At 36.4% G+C, this 24,310-nt stretch carries 24 protein-coding genes; 3 read left to right on the plus strand and 21 right to left on the minus strand.

Features of this window, described 5'->3' with window-relative positions:
* From H5120_RS19555 to rfaH, 8 genes are all read right to left on the minus strand, one after another.
* Positions 1-292, minus strand: a 292-nt coding sequence (locus tag H5120_RS19555; RefSeq protein ID WP_182675816.1) for a polysaccharide biosynthesis protein, incomplete at its 3' end; no start/stop codon positions are given.
* 24 nt (positions 293-316) lie between these two features.
* Positions 317-1,042 (minus strand): 3-deoxy-manno-octulosonate cytidylyltransferase, encoded by a 726-nt coding sequence (kdsB, locus tag H5120_RS19560; RefSeq protein ID WP_182675817.1) that lies wholly within the window; start codon positions 1,040-1,042, stop codon positions 317-319.
* Between the two features lie 2 nt (positions 1,043-1,044).
* Positions 1,045-1,707 (minus strand): HAD family hydrolase, encoded by a 663-nt coding sequence (locus tag H5120_RS19565; RefSeq protein ID WP_182675818.1) that lies wholly within the window; start codon positions 1,705-1,707, stop codon positions 1,045-1,047.
* Entirely contained in the window at positions 1,691-3,304 is a 1,614-nt protein-coding gene (locus tag H5120_RS19570) for an aldolase catalytic domain-containing protein (RefSeq protein ID WP_182675819.1), read from the minus strand. Before H5120_RS19570 ends, H5120_RS19565 begins: the two co-directional genes overlap by 17 nt.
* Before the next feature lie 9 nt (positions 3,305-3,313).
* Entirely contained in the window at positions 3,314-5,563 is a 2,250-nt protein-coding gene (locus H5120_RS19575) for a polysaccharide biosynthesis tyrosine autokinase (RefSeq protein WP_182675820.1), read from the minus strand.
* Between the two features lie 15 nt (positions 5,564-5,578).
* A complete protein-coding gene (locus H5120_RS19580; protein ID WP_182675821.1) occupies positions 5,579-6,013 on the minus strand; it encodes a low molecular weight protein-tyrosine-phosphatase in 435 nt (144 codons plus the stop codon).
* A gap of 12 nt (positions 6,014-6,025) precedes the next feature.
* On the minus strand, positions 6,026-7,141 hold the full coding sequence (locus H5120_RS19585) for a polysaccharide export protein (protein ID WP_182675822.1): 1,116 nt from the start codon (positions 7,139-7,141) through the stop codon (positions 6,026-6,028).
* Positions 7,142-7,867: 726 nt separating this feature from the next.
* On the minus strand, positions 7,868-8,350 hold the full coding sequence (gene rfaH, locus H5120_RS19590; RefSeq protein WP_182675823.1) for a transcription/translation regulatory transformer protein RfaH: 483 nt from the start codon (positions 8,348-8,350) through the stop codon (positions 7,868-7,870).
* A 525-nt stretch (positions 8,351-8,875) separates the two neighbouring features.
* Between rfaH and H5120_RS19595 the strand changes: the two genes are divergently transcribed.
* From H5120_RS19595 to H5120_RS19605, 3 genes are all read left to right on the plus strand, one after another.
* On the plus strand, positions 8,876-10,249 hold the full coding sequence (locus tag H5120_RS19595) for an MBL fold metallo-hydrolase RNA specificity domain-containing protein (protein WP_182675824.1): 1,374 nt from the start codon (positions 8,876-8,878) through the stop codon (positions 10,247-10,249).
* A gap of 50 nt (positions 10,250-10,299) precedes the next feature.
* Entirely contained in the window at positions 10,300-10,752 is a 453-nt protein-coding gene (locus tag H5120_RS19600; RefSeq protein WP_182675825.1) for an REP-associated tyrosine transposase, read from the plus strand.
* A gap of 236 nt (positions 10,753-10,988) precedes the next feature.
* Complete coding sequence (locus H5120_RS19605; RefSeq protein WP_182675826.1) at positions 10,989-11,441, plus strand: REP-associated tyrosine transposase; 453 nt, start codon at positions 10,989-10,991, stop codon at positions 11,439-11,441.
* On the opposite strand, the gene H5120_RS19610 is transcribed toward H5120_RS19605, so the two are convergent.
* The 13 genes from H5120_RS19610 to H5120_RS19670 form a co-directional block, all read right to left on the minus strand.
* A complete protein-coding gene (locus H5120_RS19610; RefSeq protein WP_182675827.1) occupies positions 11,432-11,752 on the minus strand; it encodes a hypothetical protein in 321 nt (106 codons plus the stop codon). The genes H5120_RS19605 and H5120_RS19610 overlap by 10 nt on opposite strands.
* Before the next feature lie 361 nt (positions 11,753-12,113).
* Positions 12,114-14,048 carry a nucleoside-diphosphate sugar epimerase/dehydratase gene (locus tag H5120_RS19615; RefSeq protein ID WP_182675828.1) on the minus strand — a complete coding sequence of 645 codons (1,935 nt, stop codon included), beginning with the start codon at positions 14,046-14,048 and terminating at the stop codon, positions 12,114-12,116.
* A gap of 170 nt (positions 14,049-14,218) precedes the next feature.
* Entirely contained in the window at positions 14,219-15,397 is a 1,179-nt protein-coding gene (locus H5120_RS19620; protein ID WP_182675829.1) for a DegT/DnrJ/EryC1/StrS aminotransferase family protein, read from the minus strand.
* Positions 15,398-15,422: 25 nt separating this feature from the next.
* Positions 15,423-16,064 (minus strand): acetyltransferase, encoded by a 642-nt coding sequence (locus tag H5120_RS19625; protein WP_182675830.1) that lies wholly within the window; start codon positions 16,062-16,064, stop codon positions 15,423-15,425.
* A complete protein-coding gene (locus H5120_RS19630; RefSeq protein ID WP_310735982.1) occupies positions 16,057-16,656 on the minus strand; it encodes a sugar transferase in 600 nt (199 codons plus the stop codon). The genes H5120_RS19625 and H5120_RS19630 overlap by 8 nt, the downstream gene beginning before the upstream one ends.
* The gene (locus H5120_RS19635) at positions 16,649-17,875 is read right to left on the minus strand and encodes a glycosyltransferase family 4 protein (protein WP_182675832.1); all 1,227 of its coding nucleotides are present in this window, start codon (positions 17,873-17,875) and stop codon (positions 16,649-16,651) included. Before H5120_RS19635 ends, H5120_RS19630 begins: the two co-directional genes overlap by 8 nt.
* A gap of 169 nt (positions 17,876-18,044) precedes the next feature.
* The gene (locus H5120_RS19640; protein WP_024596602.1) at positions 18,045-18,818 is read right to left on the minus strand and encodes a glycosyltransferase; all 774 of its coding nucleotides are present in this window, start codon (positions 18,816-18,818) and stop codon (positions 18,045-18,047) included.
* A 13-nt stretch (positions 18,819-18,831) separates the two neighbouring features.
* The gene (locus H5120_RS19645; RefSeq protein WP_182675833.1) at positions 18,832-19,905 is read right to left on the minus strand and encodes an EpsG family protein; all 1,074 of its coding nucleotides are present in this window, start codon (positions 19,903-19,905) and stop codon (positions 18,832-18,834) included.
* A gap of 13 nt (positions 19,906-19,918) precedes the next feature.
* The gene (locus H5120_RS19650) at positions 19,919-20,722 is read right to left on the minus strand and encodes a hypothetical protein (protein WP_182675834.1); all 804 of its coding nucleotides are present in this window, start codon (positions 20,720-20,722) and stop codon (positions 19,919-19,921) included.
* Between the two features lie 161 nt (positions 20,723-20,883).
* On the minus strand, positions 20,884-21,399 hold the full coding sequence (locus H5120_RS19655) for a DapH/DapD/GlmU-related protein (protein ID WP_024596599.1): 516 nt from the start codon (positions 21,397-21,399) through the stop codon (positions 20,884-20,886).
* Entirely contained in the window at positions 21,396-22,655 is a 1,260-nt protein-coding gene (locus H5120_RS19660) for an oligosaccharide flippase family protein (RefSeq protein ID WP_182675835.1), read from the minus strand. The genes H5120_RS19655 and H5120_RS19660 overlap by 4 nt, the downstream gene beginning before the upstream one ends.
* Positions 22,656-22,657: 2 nt before the next feature.
* Positions 22,658-24,061, minus strand: a complete 1,404-nt coding sequence (locus H5120_RS19665; protein ID WP_024596597.1) for a hypothetical protein — start codon at positions 24,059-24,061, stop codon at positions 22,658-22,660.
* A 30-nt stretch (positions 24,062-24,091) separates the two neighbouring features.
* On the minus strand, positions 24,092-24,310 hold a 219-nt coding region (locus H5120_RS19670; RefSeq protein ID WP_259397857.1), incomplete at its 5' end, for an SAF domain-containing protein.

The raw sequence follows: 24,310 nt of genomic DNA on the forward strand, positions 1-24,310 counted from the left end.
GATTGTATTCAGCGGTATCAACCTGCTTAATAGCGGCTGCGTGAATTATTACATCAACACCTTCACACGCTTGCGTTAAACGCTCTTTATCGCGAACATCACCAATAAAAAAACGTAATTGCGGGAAATCGTATGCTGGGTATTTTTGTTTTATTACAGATTGCTTTAATTCGTCACGCGAATAGATGATTATTTTTTTTACATCTGGGTAACGCGCTAAAATAGTTTCTATAAATTTTTTACCAAATGACCCTGTGCCACCCGTGATTAATACTGTTTTATTATTTAACATAAAGATTCCTAGAAATATGATTTTTTATATAGAATTTAGAACTTTTAAAACTTTATCGGTATCCTCAGGTATATCTATTGCAATTGATGAGGATTTAAGCTCAATCATCTGTACAGTTATATCGCTCTCAAGAAACCTTAGTATTTCTATATCCTCTACTTTTTCTATTTTGGTTTTAGAATTGTGATCAGCAAAAAACTCTAAATGTTTTTTTGAAAAAGCATAGATACAAACTTGTTTATAGGCAAAATGAAACTGGTCACTTTTACTTAAAGGTATAGGGGAGCGGCTCATGTATAACAGTTTATTACTTTGACTTACGACAACTTTAGGTATAGTAAAAGAACGAAACTCTTCTTCAGTCTCAATTTTGCACATCGCATTTACTATTGTATCCGGCTTTTTTTTGTATGCATCAATAACTTTACAAATATCGCTCGGTTCAATTAGAGGCTCATCACCTTGAACGTTAATGATGAAGTCAGCGTTTAATTTTTTATTAGCTTCTGCTAATCGATCAGTACCCGTCATGCAATTTGATGAAGTCATTATCACTTGAGCGCCAAAACCCTTACACACACTTTCAATTTTTTCACTATCGGTGGCTATATAAACAAGCTCTTGTTCCACAGCTTTACAGCACCGCTCCCAAACATGTTGTATCATTGGTTTACCACATAAGTCGATTAGTGGCTTACCCGGAAAACGGCTTGACTGGTATCGAGCTGGAATAACGACAGCATACTTCATATTTAACCCTCTGAAATCTCTGACCACGTTTTTATCACTTTAAAATTAGCCAACTGACTTCTTTTAGCCAATTCGACAGGCACATTAGAAAAAGGAATATAGGCAATAAATTCGATATTATTAACTTGTGAAGCCTCTAAATCAGAGATAGCATCACCAAACATAACTGCATTCAGGCTATTACCTGATTTAAGTATACCCGCTACTAAATCAGACTTTTTGGTAGGAGAGCCGTAAATTTCATCAAAATATACATTCAACCCTCTCGCTTTAAATACATCTCGCAACTCTTGCTGCTCAGAACCACTTGCAATATATTTTTTTCCACTTAACTGATTAATAAATTCGATAAACCCAGGTGTTATATCTGATTGTAAATAAAGGGATTTACACTGGGCTGAATACTCTTTAAGAATATTTTCTTTAGCTTTATTCTCAGTTACTTTATCAAGCTCTAAAAACTGCTCAATAAATACATCTACATGATGAAAACGAGAACGCCCAAAATTATTACGAAAATAATCAACACATGCCTTAACTTTATCTAAATCACTAATAGTAGATTCTAGCGCACGCTGCATTGCATCTATTTTTAGTTGATTAGAGTCTAAAATCACTCCATCACAATCAAATATATATATATCGAATTTAGAGATCTGGTGCATACACAGACCCTTTAGTTAGCGGATATGTTGTTGGTGTTAAAGAGGTAATATCTAAATTTGATTCATGCTTAGTATATAAATCTAAAATTTTAATCATTTCTTGCTGTCGAGAATCATTTTTATCATAACCGTCAAAACCAATTGATTTAATCGACCGTGGCTTTGACTCCATCAATATAGCTAGCACGTAAGCTGCTGTTATATCTGAAGGAACTATCGCATGTATTTTATTAGCTGATAACTCTCCATTTTTAACTTCTAAACCATAATCAAGCAACTCAAGGTTATTAATGAGCGTAAGCTCATTTTCAGTAAAACGGTGTATTGGTAGTATTACTGGTTTATTTAATACTTTATAACGGTGTGCATCAGCTAAAAATTTAGAGTTATGGGAAATCACATAATAATCAATTAAATCAGCTGGAATAACTTCGCTGATATTAATTGATATAACCACTGGTTTATAATTTTTAATATAAAGTTTTATCGCATTTAAATATTTTTTTGTGCTTGGCCCATTGGCAATAATAAGTACATTTTTATTATTAAATATCCCACTTACAGATTCAGTACCTGAAATTTCAGCATTACTTGCATTAAACGATAACGCAGTATTTAACACCGCACCATTATATGAAGTCGTACTTTCTAATTTACTCAAGTAATCAATCGCACCTACAATTTCATCCGTACCGTAATGAGTATTAGATAATAAGTTTTGAATGTAGGTAGGGTGTACGTTGTTTTGAGCCCCTAAGAAGTACAGTAAATTACTACCCCAACCATATTTTTTTTGCATTGGCTCAAAATGGCGTATTACTAATTCGTAAACAGGCTTTGATTTATATACAGAGGTTTCTTTATCAAGAACAGCTAATAAGCTTTCTGTTGGTGTATTACCTGCACCTCGGCCCATACCTGTTATGGTAGTATCAAGCCATGTAACTCCTAAAGCTTTAGCAGTAAGCGTATTATCAAGGCCTTTACCCATATTGTTATGAGTGTGTATACCTAACGGACCATCCCACTGCGTACGCAATGCATTAACTATACGCGTTACTTCGTCTCCGTCCATATTACCTAATGAATCAGCAAAGTATAACGAGTCTAACACTCCCCACTCTTTTGCTTGGCGTGCTTTTTCAGCAATTACACCATCAGCCTTACCGCCTGCTTGCATTAGATTATAGCCTACTAAGTAGCCTAATTTTTTTAGCTGCTTAACTATTAAACCTGACTCTTCAACTTCATGGAAGTGGGCTGCAATACGTACAAGACCAATTTTACTCTCACTAGCTGGCACAAATAATTTACTGACTGCATTTTCAATGCTAAGACCTGATTCTAAAATAGTTTTAGCGTCAACCATCACACCATAAACAGGCCCTTGTGGCAGGTCTAAGGAGTTAATATGCGACTCGGTTGTATAAGCATACGCACCTAAAAAACCTTCTTTAGGAAAATTGCGCAAACCAAGTTCAACGTAGTCTATATTTGCGCCACTGACTGCATTTAAATATGCCTCTACAACTTCAGACTCAAAATCCCAATTATTGTAATAGCCACCATCTCTTAATGTGCAATCGAGAATTTTCATGAATTTCCTTTATTTATCCGATTTATATTCATAATTGTAATAACCGTAATACCCATAAGCATTACTCGCTTTTTTAACAACACCGTTAAATACTACGCCTTTAACGTCTATGCCGTTTTGTTCAAAGCGATTGCGGGTTAGGTCGATTTCGCGTAAGTGGTTTTGCCCAAAACGTGCCACAAGTAATGTGGTGCCCGTATGTGCACTTACTATTGCAGGGTCAGTCACTGCAAGTATTGGAGGGGTGTCGATAATTATAATGTCGTAAGCAGCGCTTACCTCTTCAACTAATTTGCTAAAGTTGCTATGCATTAATAGCTCAGAAGGATTGGGCGGTATTTGACCACGCGTAATAACGCTTAATCCTTCTACTTTGGTTGATTTAGTAACTTGCTCTAGGTTTAAACGGCCTGATAAGTAATCACTTAATCCATCGTCCCACTTTAAACCAAACTGTGTTTGTAAGTAGCCTTTGCGCATATCGGCATCAATAATAAGTACCTTTTTACCGCTTTGCGCAAGTACTGATGCTAAGTTAACCGATATAAATGACTTACCCACACTTGGGCTTGGGCCCGATATAGCAATAATGTTGTTTTTAGCTTCCATCATCGCAAAGTGCAAACTAGTACGTAAGCTACGTAGTGCCTCAATTGCCAAGTCGGCTGGGTTATCGAGCGCTAATATACTTTTAGGCTTACTTGTTTTATTTTTAAGGGCTCGCTCGGCAAAGCCACTTAGTTTATCTTGATAATCTGAGTGCGGTACACTCGCGTATACAGGTATGCCTAGCGCTTCAATTTCGCTTGGGTCTTCAACCCCTTTGTGCATTGCTTTTTGTATAAGCACAATTGCCACAGCTAACATACCACCCAGCATAGTAGCCATTACTACAATTAATGCTTTTTTAGGTTTAACTGGCTTGCTGGTATTTACCTCGGCGTAGTCAATAATACGTACATTACCTACGGTGCCTGCGCGTACTATATCTAGCTCTTGCGTTTTACTAAGCAATAGTGTGTAAATTTGGTTACTTACCTCAACATCGCGCTTTAAGCGTAGTAGCTCTTGTTGAGTTTCGGGTAGGTTACCTACCTCACCAACAAGCTCTTGTTTTTGGTTTTCAACCGCTTCTATTTGCTCAAGTATACCTTGGTATGCTGGATGATCTTTTTTAAACTTTCGGCCAATATCTAAACGTTTTAAATTTAGCTCTTGTAACTTGGTTTCAAGCTTTACAACTTGCTCAAGCACGCCTTGCGTTTCTAACGTTATGTTTATTGATTGACGTTTTATTTGGTAGTCGTTAAAGCGTTGCTCTGCGTATTCAAGCTGTTTTTTAATTTCAGGTAATTGTACTTCTAAAAACTCAAGCGACTTTTGCGCCTCTGCGCTATTGCGCTCAACATTACGGCGTACGTAAATAGCGGCTACTTTATCAAGGACTTTTTCAGCGTAGCTTGGTTTAGTGCTCTGTAAGCTTAAATTAATTATGCCTGAGTCTTTGCCTTTTTCACTTGCGCCAATTGCTGCTTGTAAGTCTAAAATTGTATTAAGGCGATCTTTACGGGTAATAGTAAACTCTGTACCAGGGCGCGCATTTAAAGTACGAATGGTTAGGTTAAATTTACCGTTAGTGAGTTCCTCGCCCACTTTACCCGATAATATTTGTTCGCCGTCAGCATTTAAAAGTATAAGGCTACTATTCGCTTGCGCTACCAAGGTAAATGTTTGATTAACAGCAGTACGTGGTACGTCAAACCTAAATACATTTATGCTCTCACCGCCCCATGCGTAGCTGTTAGCACCAAAGCTTGGCTCAGCTAGGTCGCCATCTCCCACTGGGGTAAAAGTACGGTAAGCTCGGCTACCTATAAACGGGAATAGTTTGGGCTCTGCAATTATATCAAGCTTTAGCGTATCAACGGCCTCACCTATTATACTGCGCGACTTTAGTAGCTCTATTTCGGTTACTGCAGCCGATGTACTTTCAAACATGCCTGCCATATCGTCAAAGCCTGGGACTGATGCGCCACCGTCTTCAACTTGTATCATGGCTGTTGCTTGGTAAACGGGGGTACTTAATACTGCATAAATAACACCTACAAACATAAATAGCGCAGTTACGGCTACTATAAAATATTTGCGATCGAGCAATGCGCCTAATAGCGCCATTAAATCAATTTCTTGCGTTGGTTGCGTATTATTAGTGCTTTTACTATTCGCGCTACTTGCGCTGTTATTCGGCTGGGTATTCATTAAATTAGCCATTCCTTATAAATACTTTTGCCAAGCGCTACACGCGCTGTCGATTAATGTATAAACGTGTTCAAAAGCCTCTTGGCTTTGGCGGTAAGGATCTGGTATTTCAGCGTTATTAATCCACTTACCGAGTAAAAACGTTTTACCTCGCGCCTCTGGGTAACGTGCGTGTACATCGTTTAAATGGCGCTCTTCCATTACGAGTATTACGCTGTTTTGCGCAACTAAACTTGATGTAAGCTGTTGCCCTTGGTGAGCATCCATATTAATACCATGTGCAAGTGCTATTTGCTTTGCCTTTGCATCTGCTGGTTTACCTTCAAGTGCTGTTAACCCAGCAGACGATACTTTAATATTTTTGCCTTCAAGCTTTTGCTTTAAAACATACTCACCTGTTGGGCTGCGGCAAATGTTGCCTGCACACACTACTAAAACTGAATCAAACATCTTTAAAAACCCTTAGTTTGCAGTTATATCGTCAACACTATCTACAGTAGCAATTGACGGTAACAGTAAGCTTATTACACGGTTCCAACGGGCAAGCGGTGCCGATGTTACATATACAATATCGCGCGGTTGTAGTTCAAACTGCTCAGCTAATACCATTGCCGCTATATTTTTAGCGTGTAATTGGTACACATTTGCAATAACACCGGTTTGCTCTACGTTACTTTTACGTAGTACAAATACGCCGTTAGCGTCGGCTGTTGCTTCGTTTAAGCCGCCCGAGTCGCTTAGCGCTTCGGCCAAGTTTAAACCATAACGGTTAAGCGTTACTGAACCTGCTTTTTTAACATCACCTAATACAAATATTTTTTGTGCATCGTTACGATTTACATGCACTATGTCGCCATGTTGTAACAAACGGTTTTGCGAAATGTCGCCATGGGCATAAAAGTCATCAAGTTTAATAACTTCTGTTTTGTCGCCACGGGTAAATGTTACTGTGCGCCAATCGGCTGCATCTGTTAAACCACCGGCTTGGTTTAGGGCATCAATTAAGGTAAGTGGTATTTCGGTTACTGGGTATACACCAGGCTTGTTTACTTCGCCAGTAACGTAGGTTTTTTGGCTTCTAAAGCCAACTACTTTTACATCTACTTGTGGATCTTCTATTACTCGACTTAGGCGCTTAACAAGCTCGTTACGTACTTCGCTTATTGTTTTACCTGCAGCGGGTATATTTGGTGCGTAGGCGTAAGTAATGGTGCCGTCTCGTTGAACACGGAAGCCGTCAAACTCTGCGGTACGTTGTACTGCTGCAGGTATTGTTAGCTCTGGGTGATCCCATACGCCTATTGTTAGTACGTCGCCAACACCTAGTTTGTATTCGTAGTTACTAACGTTTAAACCAGCAGTGCTTGAAATTGGTTTAGCTGCTATACGCGCTTGATTTTGTTTATTTATTAGTAGCGAGTCGATTATTTGAATGTTTACTTTTTCGAGATCTTGTTCGAGGTTTTGTGTTTGCTCGCCTGAGTCTATACCTTCAAAGTGGCTGCCTGGAACTATTGTACAGCCGGTCATGCTTAGTATTGCGAGTATTGATGCGAGTGATTTACAGCTTAACGCCATTGTAGAATCCCAAAATTATTTTAATATTGCACTTACTCACCAACCTTGGTGAGCACTTTTATTTTAGCCGACTAATTAAAGCATGCGCACTATTGTGAAGCAATAGCCTTTGCTTTGTAAAAGCTTTGTAACTAAGTTTTTAATTAGCACTGGAATTATATCAGTGTTTTCACAAGGTATTTATGAATAAATTTAACTGAAAGCCGTTTTTAGTTAAACACTTAACGCATTCATCAGCAATTGCACAAAGAGAAGTGAATGATAAGCCATTTAAACAAGTACTTTAGGCTGCTTACTTCTCTAAAGCGCAGTGGTCTCTTAACCTGTGTGAATAACCCCTATTACGAGCTTTGCTCGTCACGCCAGCAAGCTGTGCGTCTACAAGTGACCTTAACCACGGTGCTAAACTTTGCCGTTTGGCTTTCATGTAAAAAGTGCAGCGCGCTCTTAACTTCTTTATGAATAAATCAAAATATGATTGCATAAAGAAGCGAATGAGGAGTAAATGAGAAGCCATTTAAACAAGTGCTTTATGGCTTTTTACTTCTCTAAAGCGCAGCGTGCTCTTAACCTCTTTGTGAATAACCCTTGTTACGAGCTTTGCTCGTCTCGCCAGCAAGCTGTGGTCTACAAATCAACTTAACCACAGTGTTTTAGGCACGCTTCCGCCCTTAGGTTACAGTTCCTATGTACTGATATATAGCTATTTTGTTACGCTTTTAATTATTATTGCTTAATATCTTTATTATCTACACTTACTTCAATTTTTTGGTTGAGTAAGTTAATTAGTAAAATACTGCGTAGGTCGCCGTCTGGCTCTTTGTATATTGCTTGTATATTACTAAATGAATCGTTATTCACACTTACTACATCACCTGCTTTTGGTATTAGTGACTCAGTGGTGTGTAAACGCTCATTTTTTAGCTGATTAATTATATGTGCAGAAACTAATTGATACTGTGACCCATAGGATACAAAGCCACCAATTCCACGTGTATTTTTTACAGCAGAAAAATTACCGTTTTTTGACTCAAGGCATACAAATAAATAATTAGGGAATAAAGCGGTTTGTTTGACGGTACGCCGACCTTTAACCAACCTTTCGGTAGTTAATTTGGGGTAAAACGCTTCAATCCCTTGATTTTGCAAGTTAGTTTTGGCTCTCTCTTCTTGCTTAGGTTTGCATACGACTAAATACCAACTTTCCATAATAGTCCTTAACACATAACTAAGTTGCAAAAAACACAACGCTAAACTAAATAACGGCGGCATTATAACCACCATAGAGTGCCTATGTAAATAAGCCTTAGTGGTTAATAGGCACTCACATTAGTAAACAATGTTATTGAATTTAAGAGAAATAAAGGCTTTAGCGCTTATAAAGCAATGTTTAGAGCAAGCTAAACAAAAGTTTAGGAAAAGGTAATAAATTTATTAAAAACCTGAATTAATATGATCTAAAAATTAATATTTAAGTAAAAACGCAAAGTGATAAAAGTAATAAAAGCGCGAAATAAATTCGCACCTACAGGTTGGTTCATATTTGTAGGTGAGGTTTTATAACTCGCTTTTTAAAAAAGTTAAAGCATAAGCGCGAAGTAAATTCGCACCTACAGGTGGATGCATGTTTGTAGGTGAGGTTATTAATTTAGCTCAAGCGCTATAACCTTGAATATTTATGGCTTTACTTCTACCTTAAAATTCAATGTAACAAATTGATAACAAGGAAGCGCAATGCAAATACTTCACCACGGAGCGGTTAATGGAGTTACAGGTTCGTGCCACGAGCTAGTAATTAACGAGCAAACAAGTGTGCTTGTTGACTGCGGATTATTTCAGGGTGAGGATTCTAAAGCAGATCTTTCGATAGAGTTTAATATTACCCATGTTACTGCGCTTATTGTTACCCATTGCCATATTGACCATGTTGGTCGAATTCCTTACTTGTTAGCAGCCGGTTTTAAAGGCCCTATTTTTACAAGTATTGCATCGGCCAGTTTATTACCTTTGGTAATTGAAGATGCTTTAAAAGTAGGTGTAACCCGCGACCCTAAAATTATAGCTGCCTGCTTAAGCTTATTAAATAAACGCATAGTTGCTGTTGATTATAAAACGTGGTTTGAGCTGCCTTGCAAAGCGCCCGACAAAGCTAAGGCGAGATATCAGCGTGCGGGGCATATATTAGGTTCTGCCTACGTTGAAATTGACGTTACAAATAATGATAACAACAAACATCGCGTTGTGTTTTCGGGAGATTTAGGCGCGCCGTATACCCCGCTACTCCCTTCGCCTAAAGCGCCTTATAAAGCCGACACTCTAGTTATTGAATCAACCTACGGCGATAAAAATCACCAAGGCCGTAAAGAGCGCACAAAAACGCTAAAAAACATTATTGAACGCGCAGTAGCCGACAACGGCGTTGTTTTAGTTCCTGCTTTTAGTATTGGCCGCACACAAGAGCTGCTATACGAGCTTGAGCAACTCATACATGGCTCATCTAACAAGTCTAAGTGGCGAGACATTCACGTAATACTCGACTCCCCTATGGCAGCCAATTTTACTGAGCAATACAAAAACTTTAAACACTTATGGGACAGCGAAGCTAAACGCAAAGTTGCAAACGGTAGGCACCCGCTCGATTTTAAAAACCTAACTACGGTTGATTCACACAAAGAGCACATAGCTGTTATTAACTATTTAAGTACCCGACAAACACCAGCCATAATATTAGCGGCAAGTGGTATGTGTACTGGTGGGCGAATAGTTAATTATCTTGAGCAATTTTTAAGTGACAAAACCACCGATGTATTGTTTGTAGGTTACCAAGGAAACAAAACGTTAGGTCGCGAAATTCAAAAATATGGCCCACGTAATGGCTATGTTTTTATAAACGATGCTCGCATTACTATAAACGCCAAAGTGCATACAATTAGTGGATACAGCGCCCATGCAGATCAAAACGGATTAATTAAGTTTGTAACAGGTATGCATAAAAAGCCAAGCCATATAAAAATTGTGCATGGCGATGATGATGCAAAAAACGCGTTAGCAGCAAGGTACAAGGAAGTGTTAAGTAGTGAAGTTAAAATAGAGATTGGTAAATTGTAGGCAAGAAGCTTGCTCATGCAAGTTAATTTATTCAAATGGAAATTAATTATATGGCTAACACACATAAACGTTTAAAAGGACGCTGCACTTCGATAAACGCTTATTACTCTATTACAATTTGTTGTGATTTTCGTAAGCCATTATTTTCTAACTTTTTATGTGCACGGTTAATTGCGAGTGAACTCATTAAATTTTCAAAAAACAATTCACTTAATACTATCTGCTACGTAATCATGCCTGATCATATACATTGGATTTTACAGTTAAATAGTAGCCTTGACCTTTCAAACCTAGTTAGGAATTTTAAAAACATTACAACTTATAGACTTAATAAACATAGCTGTACGCGTGGAAGGATATGGCAATTAAATTACTATGACCACAAAATAAGAAATGATGAAGATTTAATAGGCCAAGCTAGGTATATAGTCGCAAACCCTTTACGTGCTGGCTTAGTGGACAACATAAAGAAATACCCATATTGGGATTGTGTTTACTTGTAAAGCGGTGGCTTTAAAGCGCCAGCAAGCAAGGCGCCTACACGATTACATACATCGAGGATGAAAAATTCGCGTAGGCGTGAAGCTTGCTCACGCAATTAAATAAATACGTAAAAGCTGCGCTTTTAGTGAGCCAGCAAGCAAGACGCCTACGTGGTCACCATACACCGAGGATGAAAACCCACGTATGCGTGAAGCTTGCTCACGCAATTTAATTTATTCAAATGGAAATTAATTATATGGCTAACACACATAAACGTTTAAAAGGACGCTGCACTTCGATAAACGCTTATTACTCTATTACAATTTGTTGTGATTTTAGTAAGCCATTATTTGCTAACTTTTTATGTGCACGGTTAATTGCGAGTGAACTCATTAAATTTTCAAAAAACAATTCACTTAATACTATCTGCTACGTAATCATGCCCGATCATATACATTGGATTTTACAGTTAAATAGTAGCCTTGACCTTTCAAACCTAGTTAGGAATTTTAAAAACATTACAACATATAGACTTAATAAACATAGCGGTACGCATGGAAGGATATGGCAATCAAATTACTATGACCACAAAATAAGGAATAATGAAGATTTAATAGGTCAAGCTAGGTATGTAGTCGCAAACCCTTTACGTGCTGGCTTAGTGGACAACATAAAGAAATACCCATATTGGGATTGTGTTTACTTGTAAAGCGGTGGCTTTAAAGCGCCAGCAAGCAAGGCGCCTACATGGTCACTACACCGAGGATGAAAAATTCGCGTAGGCGTGAAGCTTGCCCACACTGTTTGATAAATACGTAAAAGCTGCGCTTTTAGTGCGCCAGCAAGCAAGACGCCTACATGGTCACCATACGCCGAGGATAAAATTCGCGTAGGCGAGAAGCTTGTTATCGCAATTTGATGAATATGAAAAAGCTGCGCTTTTAATGCGCCAGCAAGCAAGACGCCTACATGATCACTACACCGAGGATAAAAATCCACGTAGGCGTGAAACTTGCTCACGCAAGTTAATAAATACGTAAAGCTGCGCTTTAAGTGCGCCAGCAAGCAAGACGCCTACATGGTCACCATACACCGAGGATGAAAAATCCACGTAGGCGTGAAGCTTGTTCACGCAATTTGATAAATACGTAAAAGCTGCGCTTTTAGTGCGCCAGCAAGCAAAGCGCCTACATGGTCACATACACCGAGGATAAAAATCCACGTAGGCGTGAAGCTTGCTCACGCAATTTAATAAATACGTAAAAGCTGCGCTTTTAGTGCGCCAGCAAGCAAGGCGCCTACATGGTCACCTACACCGAGGGCGAAATCCACGTAGGCATGTCATTCCTTACAAAGATCAAACTATTGCAATCTATTCGCTTTAGGAGCCACTTACGTTTGGTAAAACTGTAACATTCGTTTGATTATTAAATTTTTGTTTCCAGTTTAAATCACAAATACCGTCAGTTGGTGAAAAAGCAGTAGGTGCGATTAAAAGTAATCTACGTATTTCTTGATGATCTGTTTCGTCACAGGCTAACTTAAGTTTATCTAAAAATGGAGACAGCTCACTCCATGGCATTTTAATTTCTTGTGCACTTAGGATTCTTGGATGGTCGGTGCCAATAACGTTGTCTCCTATAAGGAGCTCTTCAAAAAGCTTTTCACCTGGGCGTAAACCTGTGCATTGTATTTCTATATCGCCATTTGGTCGTTTTGCGTGTTTAACTTCAAGCCCTGACAAGTGAACCATTTTAATAGCTAAATCTTTAATTTTAACAGGCTCTCCCATATCGAGTACAAACACGTCACTTCCCACACCCATTGCGCCGGCTTGAATAACTAGCTGAGCTGCTTCTGGAATTGTCATAAAGTAACGGGTTATGTCTTGGTGGGTTAGTGTTATTGGACCACCCGCTTTAATTTGCTTTCTAAACAGGGGTACAACAGAACCTGACGATCCTAAAACATTACCAAATCGAACCATGGTAAAGCGTGTTGTGTCTTGGATTTCAGATAGCCCTTGCAGTACTAATTCTGCCATGCGCTTAGTAGTACCCATTATATTTGTTGGGCGTACTGCTTTATCTGTTGATATAAGAACAAAAGTTTCTACCTTTGTATATATGGCCGCAGTTGCTAAGTTATAGGTGCCGTAAACGTTATTACGTACGCCTTCTACAACATTGTGTTCAACTAAAGGTACATGCTTATACGCTGCGGCATGGTAAACAGTTTGAACACTAAAAGTAGAAAATGTTGACTCAACTAATTTTTTATTTTGAATAGAGCCCAGTATTGGCAGTATTTCAATATTTAAGTCATTTTTGGCACAAAACTCTGATAACTCTTTTTCAATTGCGTAAAGCGCGAACTCAGAAAGTTCAAATAGCACTAATTTAGTCGGACTATTTTTTACTATTTGCCTACAAAGCTCAGAACCTATAGAACCGCCGGCACCTGTAACCATTACAACTTTATTGGCTATATTTTCCGACATTAGATCTTGACGAGGTTGTACTGAATCACGGCCTAGCAGGTCGTCAATTTCAACATCTTTTACTTCGTCAAGATTAGTTGTTCCTGCAACAATATCTGCCATTCCGGGAACAGTCATAACTTGTAATTTAAATTTTTCTATTGCGTTAAGTACTTCTTTTCGACGACTACGAGATGTACTTGGTAGTGCCAACAATATTTTATTTGCACATTTTTGCTTTGCGATTTCAGCTATTTGCGACGGTGCGTGCACACAAATACCTTGAATTAACGATAAATGCTTTTTAGGGTCGTCGTCTATAAAGGCGACTGGTGAGTATTCAGGGCCATTTGCTAAGGCTGTTGCTAATTGGCGGCCAGCAGAACCTGCTCCATAAATAATTACGCCTTCTTTGCGGCGCATAGTTATTTGGCCAACTACAGCTCGCACGGTTAGCCTTGCACCACCAACAAATAAAATACAAAAGCTGGCATAAATAAAAGGAACGGTGCGTGGTACGGGCGCACTAAGAAAAAAAGATAAAATAGTTAAATAAACGGTCGAAAGTACAACACCGGCAATAATGGCCCACATAGCTTGAGTGTTCATATAGCGCAGCACAGCCCTGTAGAGCCCAAGCTTTACAAAGCTTAATAAACTAAGCGGCAATAATGCTGATAATAAAATCCAAGTATGTGTATTTTTTAATACGGCGGTGCTGTCTAGCCTTAATAAAAAAGCCAGCCAAAAAGCTACAATTATAAATACGCTGTCGATGAGGAGAGAAATAATTCTTTTTTGAGGACGAGGTAAATTAACTAAAAATTTTAAAGACACAATACATTTCCCTGAAGCTAGCAGTAAGACTACTATTCTATTGATTACAATTTTACTACAAGATGAACAACTATTGCACTTAATAAATAAAGACTATATGTAAATATTTATATAGTCTTTATGTATTTGGTTATTTTTTGTTAGTAAACGTTATCGTTAGGTATATGTTTTTATTTTAAAGAAGCTAAAACAAGCACTTCGTTGATTATTTGAGCTGTTTTACCTATTTCGCTTTCAGTCAAAGTTGGATGCACTAAAAACATAATTGACGTTTCTCCTAACTGTACGGCATTAGGTAAACGTTTTTTAGGTCTCCATGGGGTATCGTCAAATGCTTTTTCAAGATAAACCTCTGAACAACTACCTTGGAAACACGGTACACCACGTTCCGTAATTTCGTTTACTATACGGTCGCGATCCCAATCATTAGCCAAACATTCTGGTTTTGTAAACATATAGTGCTTATATTGAGCATGTTCGATATGTTCTGGTACATTAACTAATCTTATACACTCAAAATTCTCTGCAGCACTATCGAGCAATGTACTATATGCTTGGCGTTTTGCGGTCCAATCAGCCATACGCTTTAGCTGAATACGACCTATAGTAGCTTGCATTTCGGTCATACGCCAATTAGTGCCAAAGCTCTCATGTAGCCATCTAAAACCTGGTGGATGTTCTCTATTATAAATAGCATCAAAGCTTTTCCCGTGGTCTTTATAGCTCCACATGCTTGACCATAACTCTTTTGAGTTAGTCGTTACCATGCCGCCCTCGCCGCCTGTGGTCATTATTTTATCTTGGCAGAAACTCCATGCACCTATGTGACCAATGCTTCCAACAGAACGACCTTTATATTTAGCACCATGCGCTTGTGCACAGTCTTCAATTACATAAAAACCATGTTCTTTGCTGAGCGCCATTATTTCATCCATTTCCGCTGGCATACCTGCTAAATGAACAACAATAACTGCTTTAGTTTTTGGTGTAAGTACTGCTTTTATAGATTCGGCGGTAATAGCTTGGCTATTCAGATCGACATCTGCAAATACAGGTGCCGCTCCTGATGTAACAATACTTGAAGCAGATGCTAAAAAGGTGCGTGGTGTCGTTATTACTTCATCACCAGCGCCGATGTTTAATGCTTTGAGTGCAAGATCAAGTGCTAATGTGCCATTACCTAACGCTATTGCGTATTTGCTGTCAGCCCAGCTTGCAAATTCTTTTTCAAATTCACGGCCTTCAGTACCCGTCCAATAATTTACTTTATTAGATAAAATAACGCGGCTAACTGCATCGGCTTCTTCTTGTGTAAAGCTAGGCCATGGGGAAAATGGGGTATTTAACATGAAATTCCTATAAGATTTAAAAGGCTTAACTATTTTCTGAAACTTTAATGCAGGGAGAGCCATAAGCAATTACACCTGATGGTATATCTTTAACAACCAAACTACCTGCACCAATTAATGTATTATCGCCAATATTAATAAGTTGTTTTACTTTACTTCCAATACCTACCCAACTACTTCGCCCGACGTAAACTCCGCCAGCTAACGAAGTACCAGGACAAATATGGGTAAAGTCACCTATTTTACAATCATGCTCAATTATAGCTGAGGTATTAATTATACAGCCACGGCCTATTACTGCGAAAGCGTTAATAACAGCGTTGGCAGCTATAACAGACCCAGAATCTATTTGAGCATATTTACTTATAATTGCACTTGGGTGTATTAGGATTGGAAGTGTGTAGCCATTTTTGGCTAACATTTTTATTTTTTCTTCTCGAGTATTATTGTGACCTATAGCAACAGCAACATTCATGTTGTTACTAGGTACATTCAGCAAATCTGAAAATGTACCTACAACAGACCAATGCTCTATATTTTTTTTATTAGGATAGGCATCATCATAAAAGCTAACACTAAAGCCTAGCTGCTCCGCAATATCAGCTATTATTTTACCGTGGCCGCTAGCTCCTAAAATAGCCAGCGTTTTTAAAGCTGGCTTAGTCATTATTAGAACCTTTAAAAGGCTCAATAGTTACGTGCCCATCAGCACTGATGCCCTCTCTTATAAAAACTTTTTTTACCGTTAACAGTAATATTTTCATATCGAGGAGGAAGCTTTGATTTTCTACATACCATACATCAAGCTTAAACTTTTCATCCCAGCCAATCGCATTACGCCCGTTAACTTGTGCCCAACCTGTTATACCAGGTCTTACATTATGGCGTTTAGCTTGTTCTGAGTTATACAGCGGTAAATACTGAACTAGTAGTGGCCTTGGCCCAACTAAGCTCATGTCGCCTTTAAGAACATTAAACAAACCAGGTAGCTCGTCTAAACTGGTAGAACGTAAAAAAGCACCAAATTTAGTCATTCTTTCGTTATCTGGAAGCAAGTTACCGTGCTTATCTTTGGCATCGAGCATGCTTCTAAACTTCATCATTTTAAACACTTTACCGTTTAAGCCAGGGCGGTCTTGCGTAAACAAAATAGGTGAGCCCAATTTGATCCTGATTAACACAGCAACCAGTAATATAACTGGAAGTAAAATCAAAAATACAATTATTGAAACCGTTAAGTCAAAAAGATACTTAATCATTAATAGCATCCTGTAGCGTTTTTTCGACTCTTGTAGCCATCATGTCTCTAGAAAAATGTTCATAAGCTAGTGTTTTACAGCTATTCACGGCTGCTTCGTAATCAGATTTACTGTCAAGAAAGTCACTAATAAGCATACTAGATGCCTTGTAATCATCCGCATCTAAAACTAAGCCACATTTGTGTTCTTTAATGAAGTCTTTTTGCCAACCACCGTAATTAATTGCGATGGGCGTTTTTGAAGCTAGTGCATCAAACAGCTTATTTGCAGAATTGTGCCACATCTCTTTTACTGGACCGAATAATGACAAAGATAAGTCTGCGGCAGATAATAAACGAACTATTTCTGTTTTTGGTACTGGGTCAAGAAAGTATAGGTTTTTATTGTAAACACCTAGCGCCCTTGCTTCGCTTATTATCTTCTCTTTTTCCATCCCGTCACCAATTGCAACAAAACATAAATTTGGATTAGAGTTCTGCGCAGCTTTTGCCAAGCCCACAATATAGCTCACATTATTAATTAGACCGAATGTACCCGTATATACAATAAGTTTTCTAGCATTAACAAAACCTAACTTAGATGTTAAATAATCGATGCCAACATCTTCACTAACATCAAACAAACTCGTATCACAACTATTTGTAGCAAGGGTTACTTTGTCAGGTGAAATTCCATGCTTTATTATTCCATCACACATGCCTGGTGAAAGACCAATCAATCTAGTTGAATTTTTATAGGTATATTTTTCTAACCATGTTGCAAATTTTATTATTAATTTATTTTTTATCACGCCAGCAGCCACAGGCAATTCAGGCCATAGATCACGCACCTCAAATACTAGAGGCCTTTTTTTGCACTTAGAGTAAATCACACCGGGTATTGCAATAGTTAAGGGTGTACTAGTAGCAAAAACCACATCGGCTTTGATAGAAAAAGATTTAACTGTTGAGCTTACTGAAAACCTAATAAATTTTAAAATTCGCTTAAAAAAACTATCTTTATTTGAATATGCTAGATGTAGAACGTGTAGTTTTATACCTTCAATATCTATAAGGTTCCAACCATGGTTTAGATTATAGTTTTCTGAAAAATAAGCCGAGCTAGTAATAAATGTAACATCATGACCACTTTTAACTAGTCGCTTGGCCATTTCATAAGATCGCGTTCCAGCATTTGACTCAGGCGTAGCAAAGTATTGATGTAGATATAGGATTTTCATTAGTTATCCTGTTTATAGATTTGAACTGATAGGTTTGAACTGATAGGTTTGACATTAATTTGATCAAAGCCAGAACTTAATGGTATCAAAAATTTAATTACATAAGTGATTAATTATACATGGGAATAAACTTGAGTTAAAAAGTCTCATGGTTATATAATACTTAAAATCACCTTTTAAAATAAGTTCTTAACATTAGTATTATCTTTCTATAAAAAGACAACTCAGCAGGAATGTATATTGCCCATCTGATCATTAGAGGAAAGCTAATATAAAATGGGTAAAAACGTAATAAATAACCGCGTGCAGAAAAGCGTCCTAGCTGATCAATCTCTCTACCTTCAAGTACCGTGGTATGAAAACATGTAGCTAAATCTAGATATCTTACCTTTGCATTGGACTGAAATAAATTTAATACAAACTTATTTTCTTCGCCGCAAGGAAGATCTGTACCCAAGCCCAAATTTGTATCAAATTTAATATTGTTATCGTTTACAAATTCACGCCTTACGACTATTTCAATTGAAGATATTTTTAACGAATTGGTTAATCGATGAGTTTTATGAAAAGTATAATTTTTATAAAATTCATTTTTATTTTCTAATGATTTAACTTTAATAAAAACAAGATCGTCACTTGATTTTGAAAGTGTTTCCAAAAGTTTCTGTAGAGCTTCAAATTCTATTTTGATGTCATCATCTTGAATCCATAACCATTTATTCTTATTTTCTTTAAGCAGTGTATTTCGGCTGCGGCTTAGCCCTGACTCATTTGTTTTTAATACTTTTATTCTTTCAGAGATAACTATAGCCACATTCTCTGATTCTCTTTGAGAACAAATTAAAAAATCAATACTAGGATCAATTTTTTTAATATTACCCTGTATATATATAATCAACTCACTCAAAGAAGAAGCGACAGTTGATATGCCTATTGTTAACATGGAAGCCTTGTGATTAAAGATAAATTTTACCCAATATATTATAAGGTATGTATTGTTCTGCATTTGTTATTTTGTAAACAAAAAAAACAACAATCAACGATACTATAAACAAATAAACAAGCTTACCACCTCCCTTAAATATACGCATCAAATAAGTCAAAAGAACTATGTTCGTTATGTTGAAAATAATAACGAATCGGTCACTTAAATCCTCAAACTGTAAAAACAAAATACTTAAAATAAGTCCAATAAAACTCAGGTTGAAAAATAAGTTGTAATATTCAAACCTTCTTTCTAACCTTTTGTAATAATATAATAAAATAAAGAACATTAAGGGTTTTTCTATAAATGAGAAAGAAAATGGCTTTGGTTCTCCTGAGGAAACATATGATTTAAAAGCATAAAGAATAATATTCGAACTTGGCAAGGCGTCAGCTAGTAATTTAATTATATTGATAGCCTGTAAAAATATAGAACTCGCTAAGATCAACAAAAATACGCGGGGACTAAATTTTTTGTGTACAAAAAAGTACAAAGGTAATACAGTAATTAAACTAACATGAAACGTGATTCCTATTATATTTAATAAAAAGTAACCATAAATATTCCTACTTTTAATGTACCGTATGGAATATAAAAATATTGCTACAGCAATACCTTGCCTTAAAAACATCATATTAAACTGAAAATAACCATATCGCATGTATAGTAGTAATGCAAAAATGGTCATTGGTGTATAAATAGATACACTTTTATATGTTAATCCAATTGTAAATAATGCAGTGACCACCAGAAAAAAATTAAAGTCTTCAACAAAATAATGAATAATAAAATTATAAGTTAAGTAACCTTTTTCTAAGCGATTATTATCTGAAAAGTAATTAAATAAGTTAGATAGATATTCAGGCGCATCATAAAACACCTGATGGTACACTTCCCAGTCAGGCTTCGCACCAACCTCATGTCTTAAACCCGCAAACAGAGCTAGTATAAGAACTAAAAAGTACCCTAGAAAACTATAATCTTTTTTTGCTATAGATGAATATGAAAACAAAACAACAACAGCAATAAGAACTAGATAAATCATTTACAAGAAGTCACTATTCATCGAGTTTTAAATCTAAGATCAATTTTTCATATAAAGAGTCTTTATCAAAAACTGAATTTTTATCTAAACCATCTCTTCTCAATTGTTCATTCCATAAATGTACGGCTTGAGCCCCATCCAGATTAATACACTCGTCACTAGCAAAAAATATATGCTTCCAATCAGCGGATGAAATTGGATAATATTTTTGGATTGGTGCAGCAAAATTAAGTAAACTGTCTTTTTTCACAAAGCCTGTAAGTGCTTTTGGGCCGGTAATTCCCCACGGTAGATATGAAAAATCCCCTCTTCCCCATGTCCTCCCTACAAGCTTTCTGATTAAGAACTTATAAGTATCCCACTTAGTAAATTGAAATGGATTATTACAGTAGTCACTTAAATTAGAAAATAGCTTGTTACCGGATTCCAGAGTTCCAATTACGGCATTGTTTATATAAGTATCATTCTCAAAGCCAAAATCGAGCTCGTTCTCAATGTAAAATGGAGAGAGGCAGATAACGTCCATATCAACCCAATAGGTATTACTACACTTTAAAAGCATTTCATATCTAAAATGATTCGCAAAACCTGCGTAACTTCCTTTCCCCTTGCCTGTGACTGCTCCATAAGTGAATATTTTATCTCTAGGGAGTATTAAATTAGCGTCTAGCACTTCCACACCTTCAGGTATGTTTAGCACTTCATCATAAGTATATAAGTATACTTTATGCCCTGCGCGCAAAAAAGACGTTAAACACACTCTCTCTAACCTAGATAAAGATCCACCGATCCATAATGATCTTATTTCTGCCAACACTATATCTATACCTTTTTATTAATTTCGTGGCTTTATTACCAATAACGATAATGAATAATCGACTAGTAATTTAAATATACATTTAGTAATAAGGTATTATTAAACTACTTAATATCTGAGTACTTATTAGCAATGGTTAAATAATTAAGCCAAATAATACTCTAATTAAACTTCTCTTCGTTTTTAAGCCTAAAGTAATGCTCAGAATCTCTATGACTAAAAACAACAGCAGGGTGTCCGCCTGCAATAGCGAGCGCAGGAATATCAGATACAACCACACTACCAGCCTGTATTACAGCCCCTTCACCAATTTTAACACCACCTAAAATAATAACTCGGTTTCCTAGCCAAACGTTATCGCCTATTTCAATATCCTTTAAAATATAAGTATTGTCATAAGGTAGGGCTCCACCATTAATATTATGGTTTTGAGCTATCATCATGCACGACGACCCTGAGTGAAAGTTATCACCTATTGTAACTCTACCCCCACCCGAAATTTGCATACCGTTAAAATGGCAGTTATTCCCTAAGTACGTATTTCCATTAAAACTACTTTTATAGTTAATATTTGGTAACGTGCCAAAGTAAGATATATTTTTAATGGCCTGTTTTGTATGGTATTTTTTTCCAAGTTGACGTTTCACTTTTCGTAGAAAGTTTAATAAGGTTTTCATCTTAGCTCCCTCAATCCCCAAGGCATTTTATATAATTTTGCACTTACAGCCCATGTGCAGCTAAACTGCCAAAAATTAGCAATTAAAAAGGCAAGTGCGGCACCAACAATTCCATAAATTGGAACTAATATTAATAATAAACCTATATTTATTGCACCTGATGTAATTGTCACATACGCTAAGTATTTAGTTTTTTTAATATAAAAAATGTAATTTGTAACCATAAAATACATACCTAAAAATATCTGCCCTGTTATTATAATAGGGAGAACCTCTGCCGCCTGATGAAACCTTTCACCTACTATTAGCTTTAATAGTGGTGGGGCAATTAAAAAAGATAGTAATGCCATAAATATTAAAACAATAAAGTATCCATAGGTTTTTTTCACAATTGATAGTTTATTATTTGGACTATCTTGTTTTAGTTGCCCAAATAGCCACGGTACATAAGCCTTATTAATGCTAGTGAACACAATATTTAAAGCCCCCCCTAAATTAAGGGCAACCATGTAGGTACCAGTCATCTCTAAACCTAGCTCCTTATTAATTACAAGCCTATCTACCGATAATAATAAAAAACCTCCTAATACATGAGGAATTAACGGCACTCCAAATGATAATGCATAATTAATATCTTCTCTGCTGTATTTAAATAGAACAAGTTTCTCTTTACGAAGTGTAAAATAAGATAAAGCCCCTATTATTAAACTTGTTATAACAATTCCATAGATACGACCGCTTGGTCCTAGCTTTAATAAAACAACAAATAATAAACTAAATACTAAAACTACTACTGCATTTGCTATTTGTAGAGCACCGTATGACTTGGCTTTTCCTCTAATTTGCCACTGTCCTAAGCGTATATTTAAGATAAAACTGAAGAATACACTTAAAACCCCCAGGTAAATCCAAGTTAGCGGTATACCTAAGTACCCAGCTAAATAAGGCCCTAGCAAAAGCAAAAAAAACACTGAAAAACAGGTACTAAACAATAGAATAAAAAAGCAATTACCGTTAAATCTTGCAAGCTCAAACTCTGTGATTTTCTCGTCAAAGAAACGCCTATTTGCAGCGCCTTGAACACTCAAACCAATTAAAGCAGCTAAAGCAGTTGTGAATATAGAAAACATTGCTATTTGTCCATATTCAGCTGGATTCAAATACCTTGTTAATATAGGGAGTAAAATAAAAGGAATAGCGGCACTCACAATAGAGCTTAGTACATAGATAGAGCTACTTTTAATAAAACTACTCATAATTATTTGAGTTCATAAAGTGTGTGATAGTTCGATTCTGATAATTCAAAAAAATCTTCAAAGCTTCTCTCTTTTAATATATTTCCTATCAACCTGGCAGAAAGATCACCTTCTTTATTTTCCCATTTTGTCATATACGTTGCGCTATATTTTTTTACTGCCTTACTACGTTCTGCACCAGAACAGTAAGTAACCCCTTCATTAATGGACTGTTCTATATTATCTATATTCAGGGCATATACTAATCCATTTTTTAGATACCCATAATAATCAGATATTTCAGCATCAGAAGAAAATTCATAGTATAAAGTCGCTTTTCCAGCCAAAGCGGCTTCCAAGTGAATACTAGAGTTAGCAGAAATTAAGCAATTTATTGAGGTAAAAAAGGACCTTAAGCTATCCTTCCTTGGGTCACACCATTGAACTTGATTTTCAGTAAGGATCAATCTCAATTCCTCTAAGAAAGAAGTAGGTTGAGAAGGATGCGTTCTTATAAGTACCCTTTTCCCACTACCTTTTAATTTTTCAATTAATACTTTTAAGTAATCAAACTTGTCTAACATATTGACTGCAATTCCAATATCAAAATCGACTGCTCTTTCTTTTTTTATGTTTATGATTTTTTTTTGACCACTTAAAAATATATTAACGGGTAATGTAGATATGCCAGGCAAATTTCCAGCACAACTTTTATAAGTTTCGTGTGCTATTTCACCATCGAGCAATGCATAATCAAACTGTAGGGGTGGAAATAATTTAGAAACAGACGCATGTTGCATGTAAAGTGTTTTTATTTTTAACATTTCACATACTAGGCGTAAGCATCTATTGGCACTATTATGATCATTTGACATTACAACTAACTTTAAACTTCCGTTAGAGGATAGCCTATATAAAGTTCTAATAAAGTACGGTAAAAAAGTGTAACTTTGACAAAGTGCAGAAAAGAAATATTTTTTTTCAAAATTTTTATTAGCTTTTTTTAGCTTAAAATACAACTTTGGCGAGTTCAGAATACACGTACACAAACTGATTAAAAAATCTAATACACTTATTGAGAAGTGGCTACTTTTATCGTCGACTACTTCCGAAGTAATTAGATTATACCCAATACCCAACTTATTTAATCCGTTCAAAGTTGAATTCAAGCTGTTATATTGATTTTTAGTCGCAGCAAATACCAATACTTCTTTAGTACGACTCAAATTATCTTTACCTAAGCGAACTGATTTAAAAAGGGTATAAAAATATAAACATATTTGGAGGATTACTCCTGGGTAATTAGATTTCAATCTTTTAAAACTATCGATATTATCTAGCTGCGTTCCAAAGAAATATGATAAAACACATTCATCTTCTTTAGATAAAGAAGCTTTTATCAATTTAAAGGTTTTTATTATATTCATTTTATTATGACAACATTAATAAATAATATTTCACTTAATAAGCTCATACGAAAGAGCGCTTCCTGAAACAATACTTGAGCTAGCTTTTCTACCTATCACGTCATATAAATGCTTAGGGGCTAAGCCATAACCAGGCCTTATACTCTTTACATTTTCATGTGTAAATAACTCACCTTCAGCAACATCTTTTACCACATACAGTGAGCGTCTGAATATAGCATTTCCTTTCTCACTCTCTTTGCGCTCGTA

Source organism: Pseudoalteromonas sp. SR43-2, from assembly GCF_014163885.1.
Lineage (GTDB): Bacteria > Pseudomonadota > Gammaproteobacteria > Enterobacterales > Alteromonadaceae > Pseudoalteromonas > Pseudoalteromonas distincta.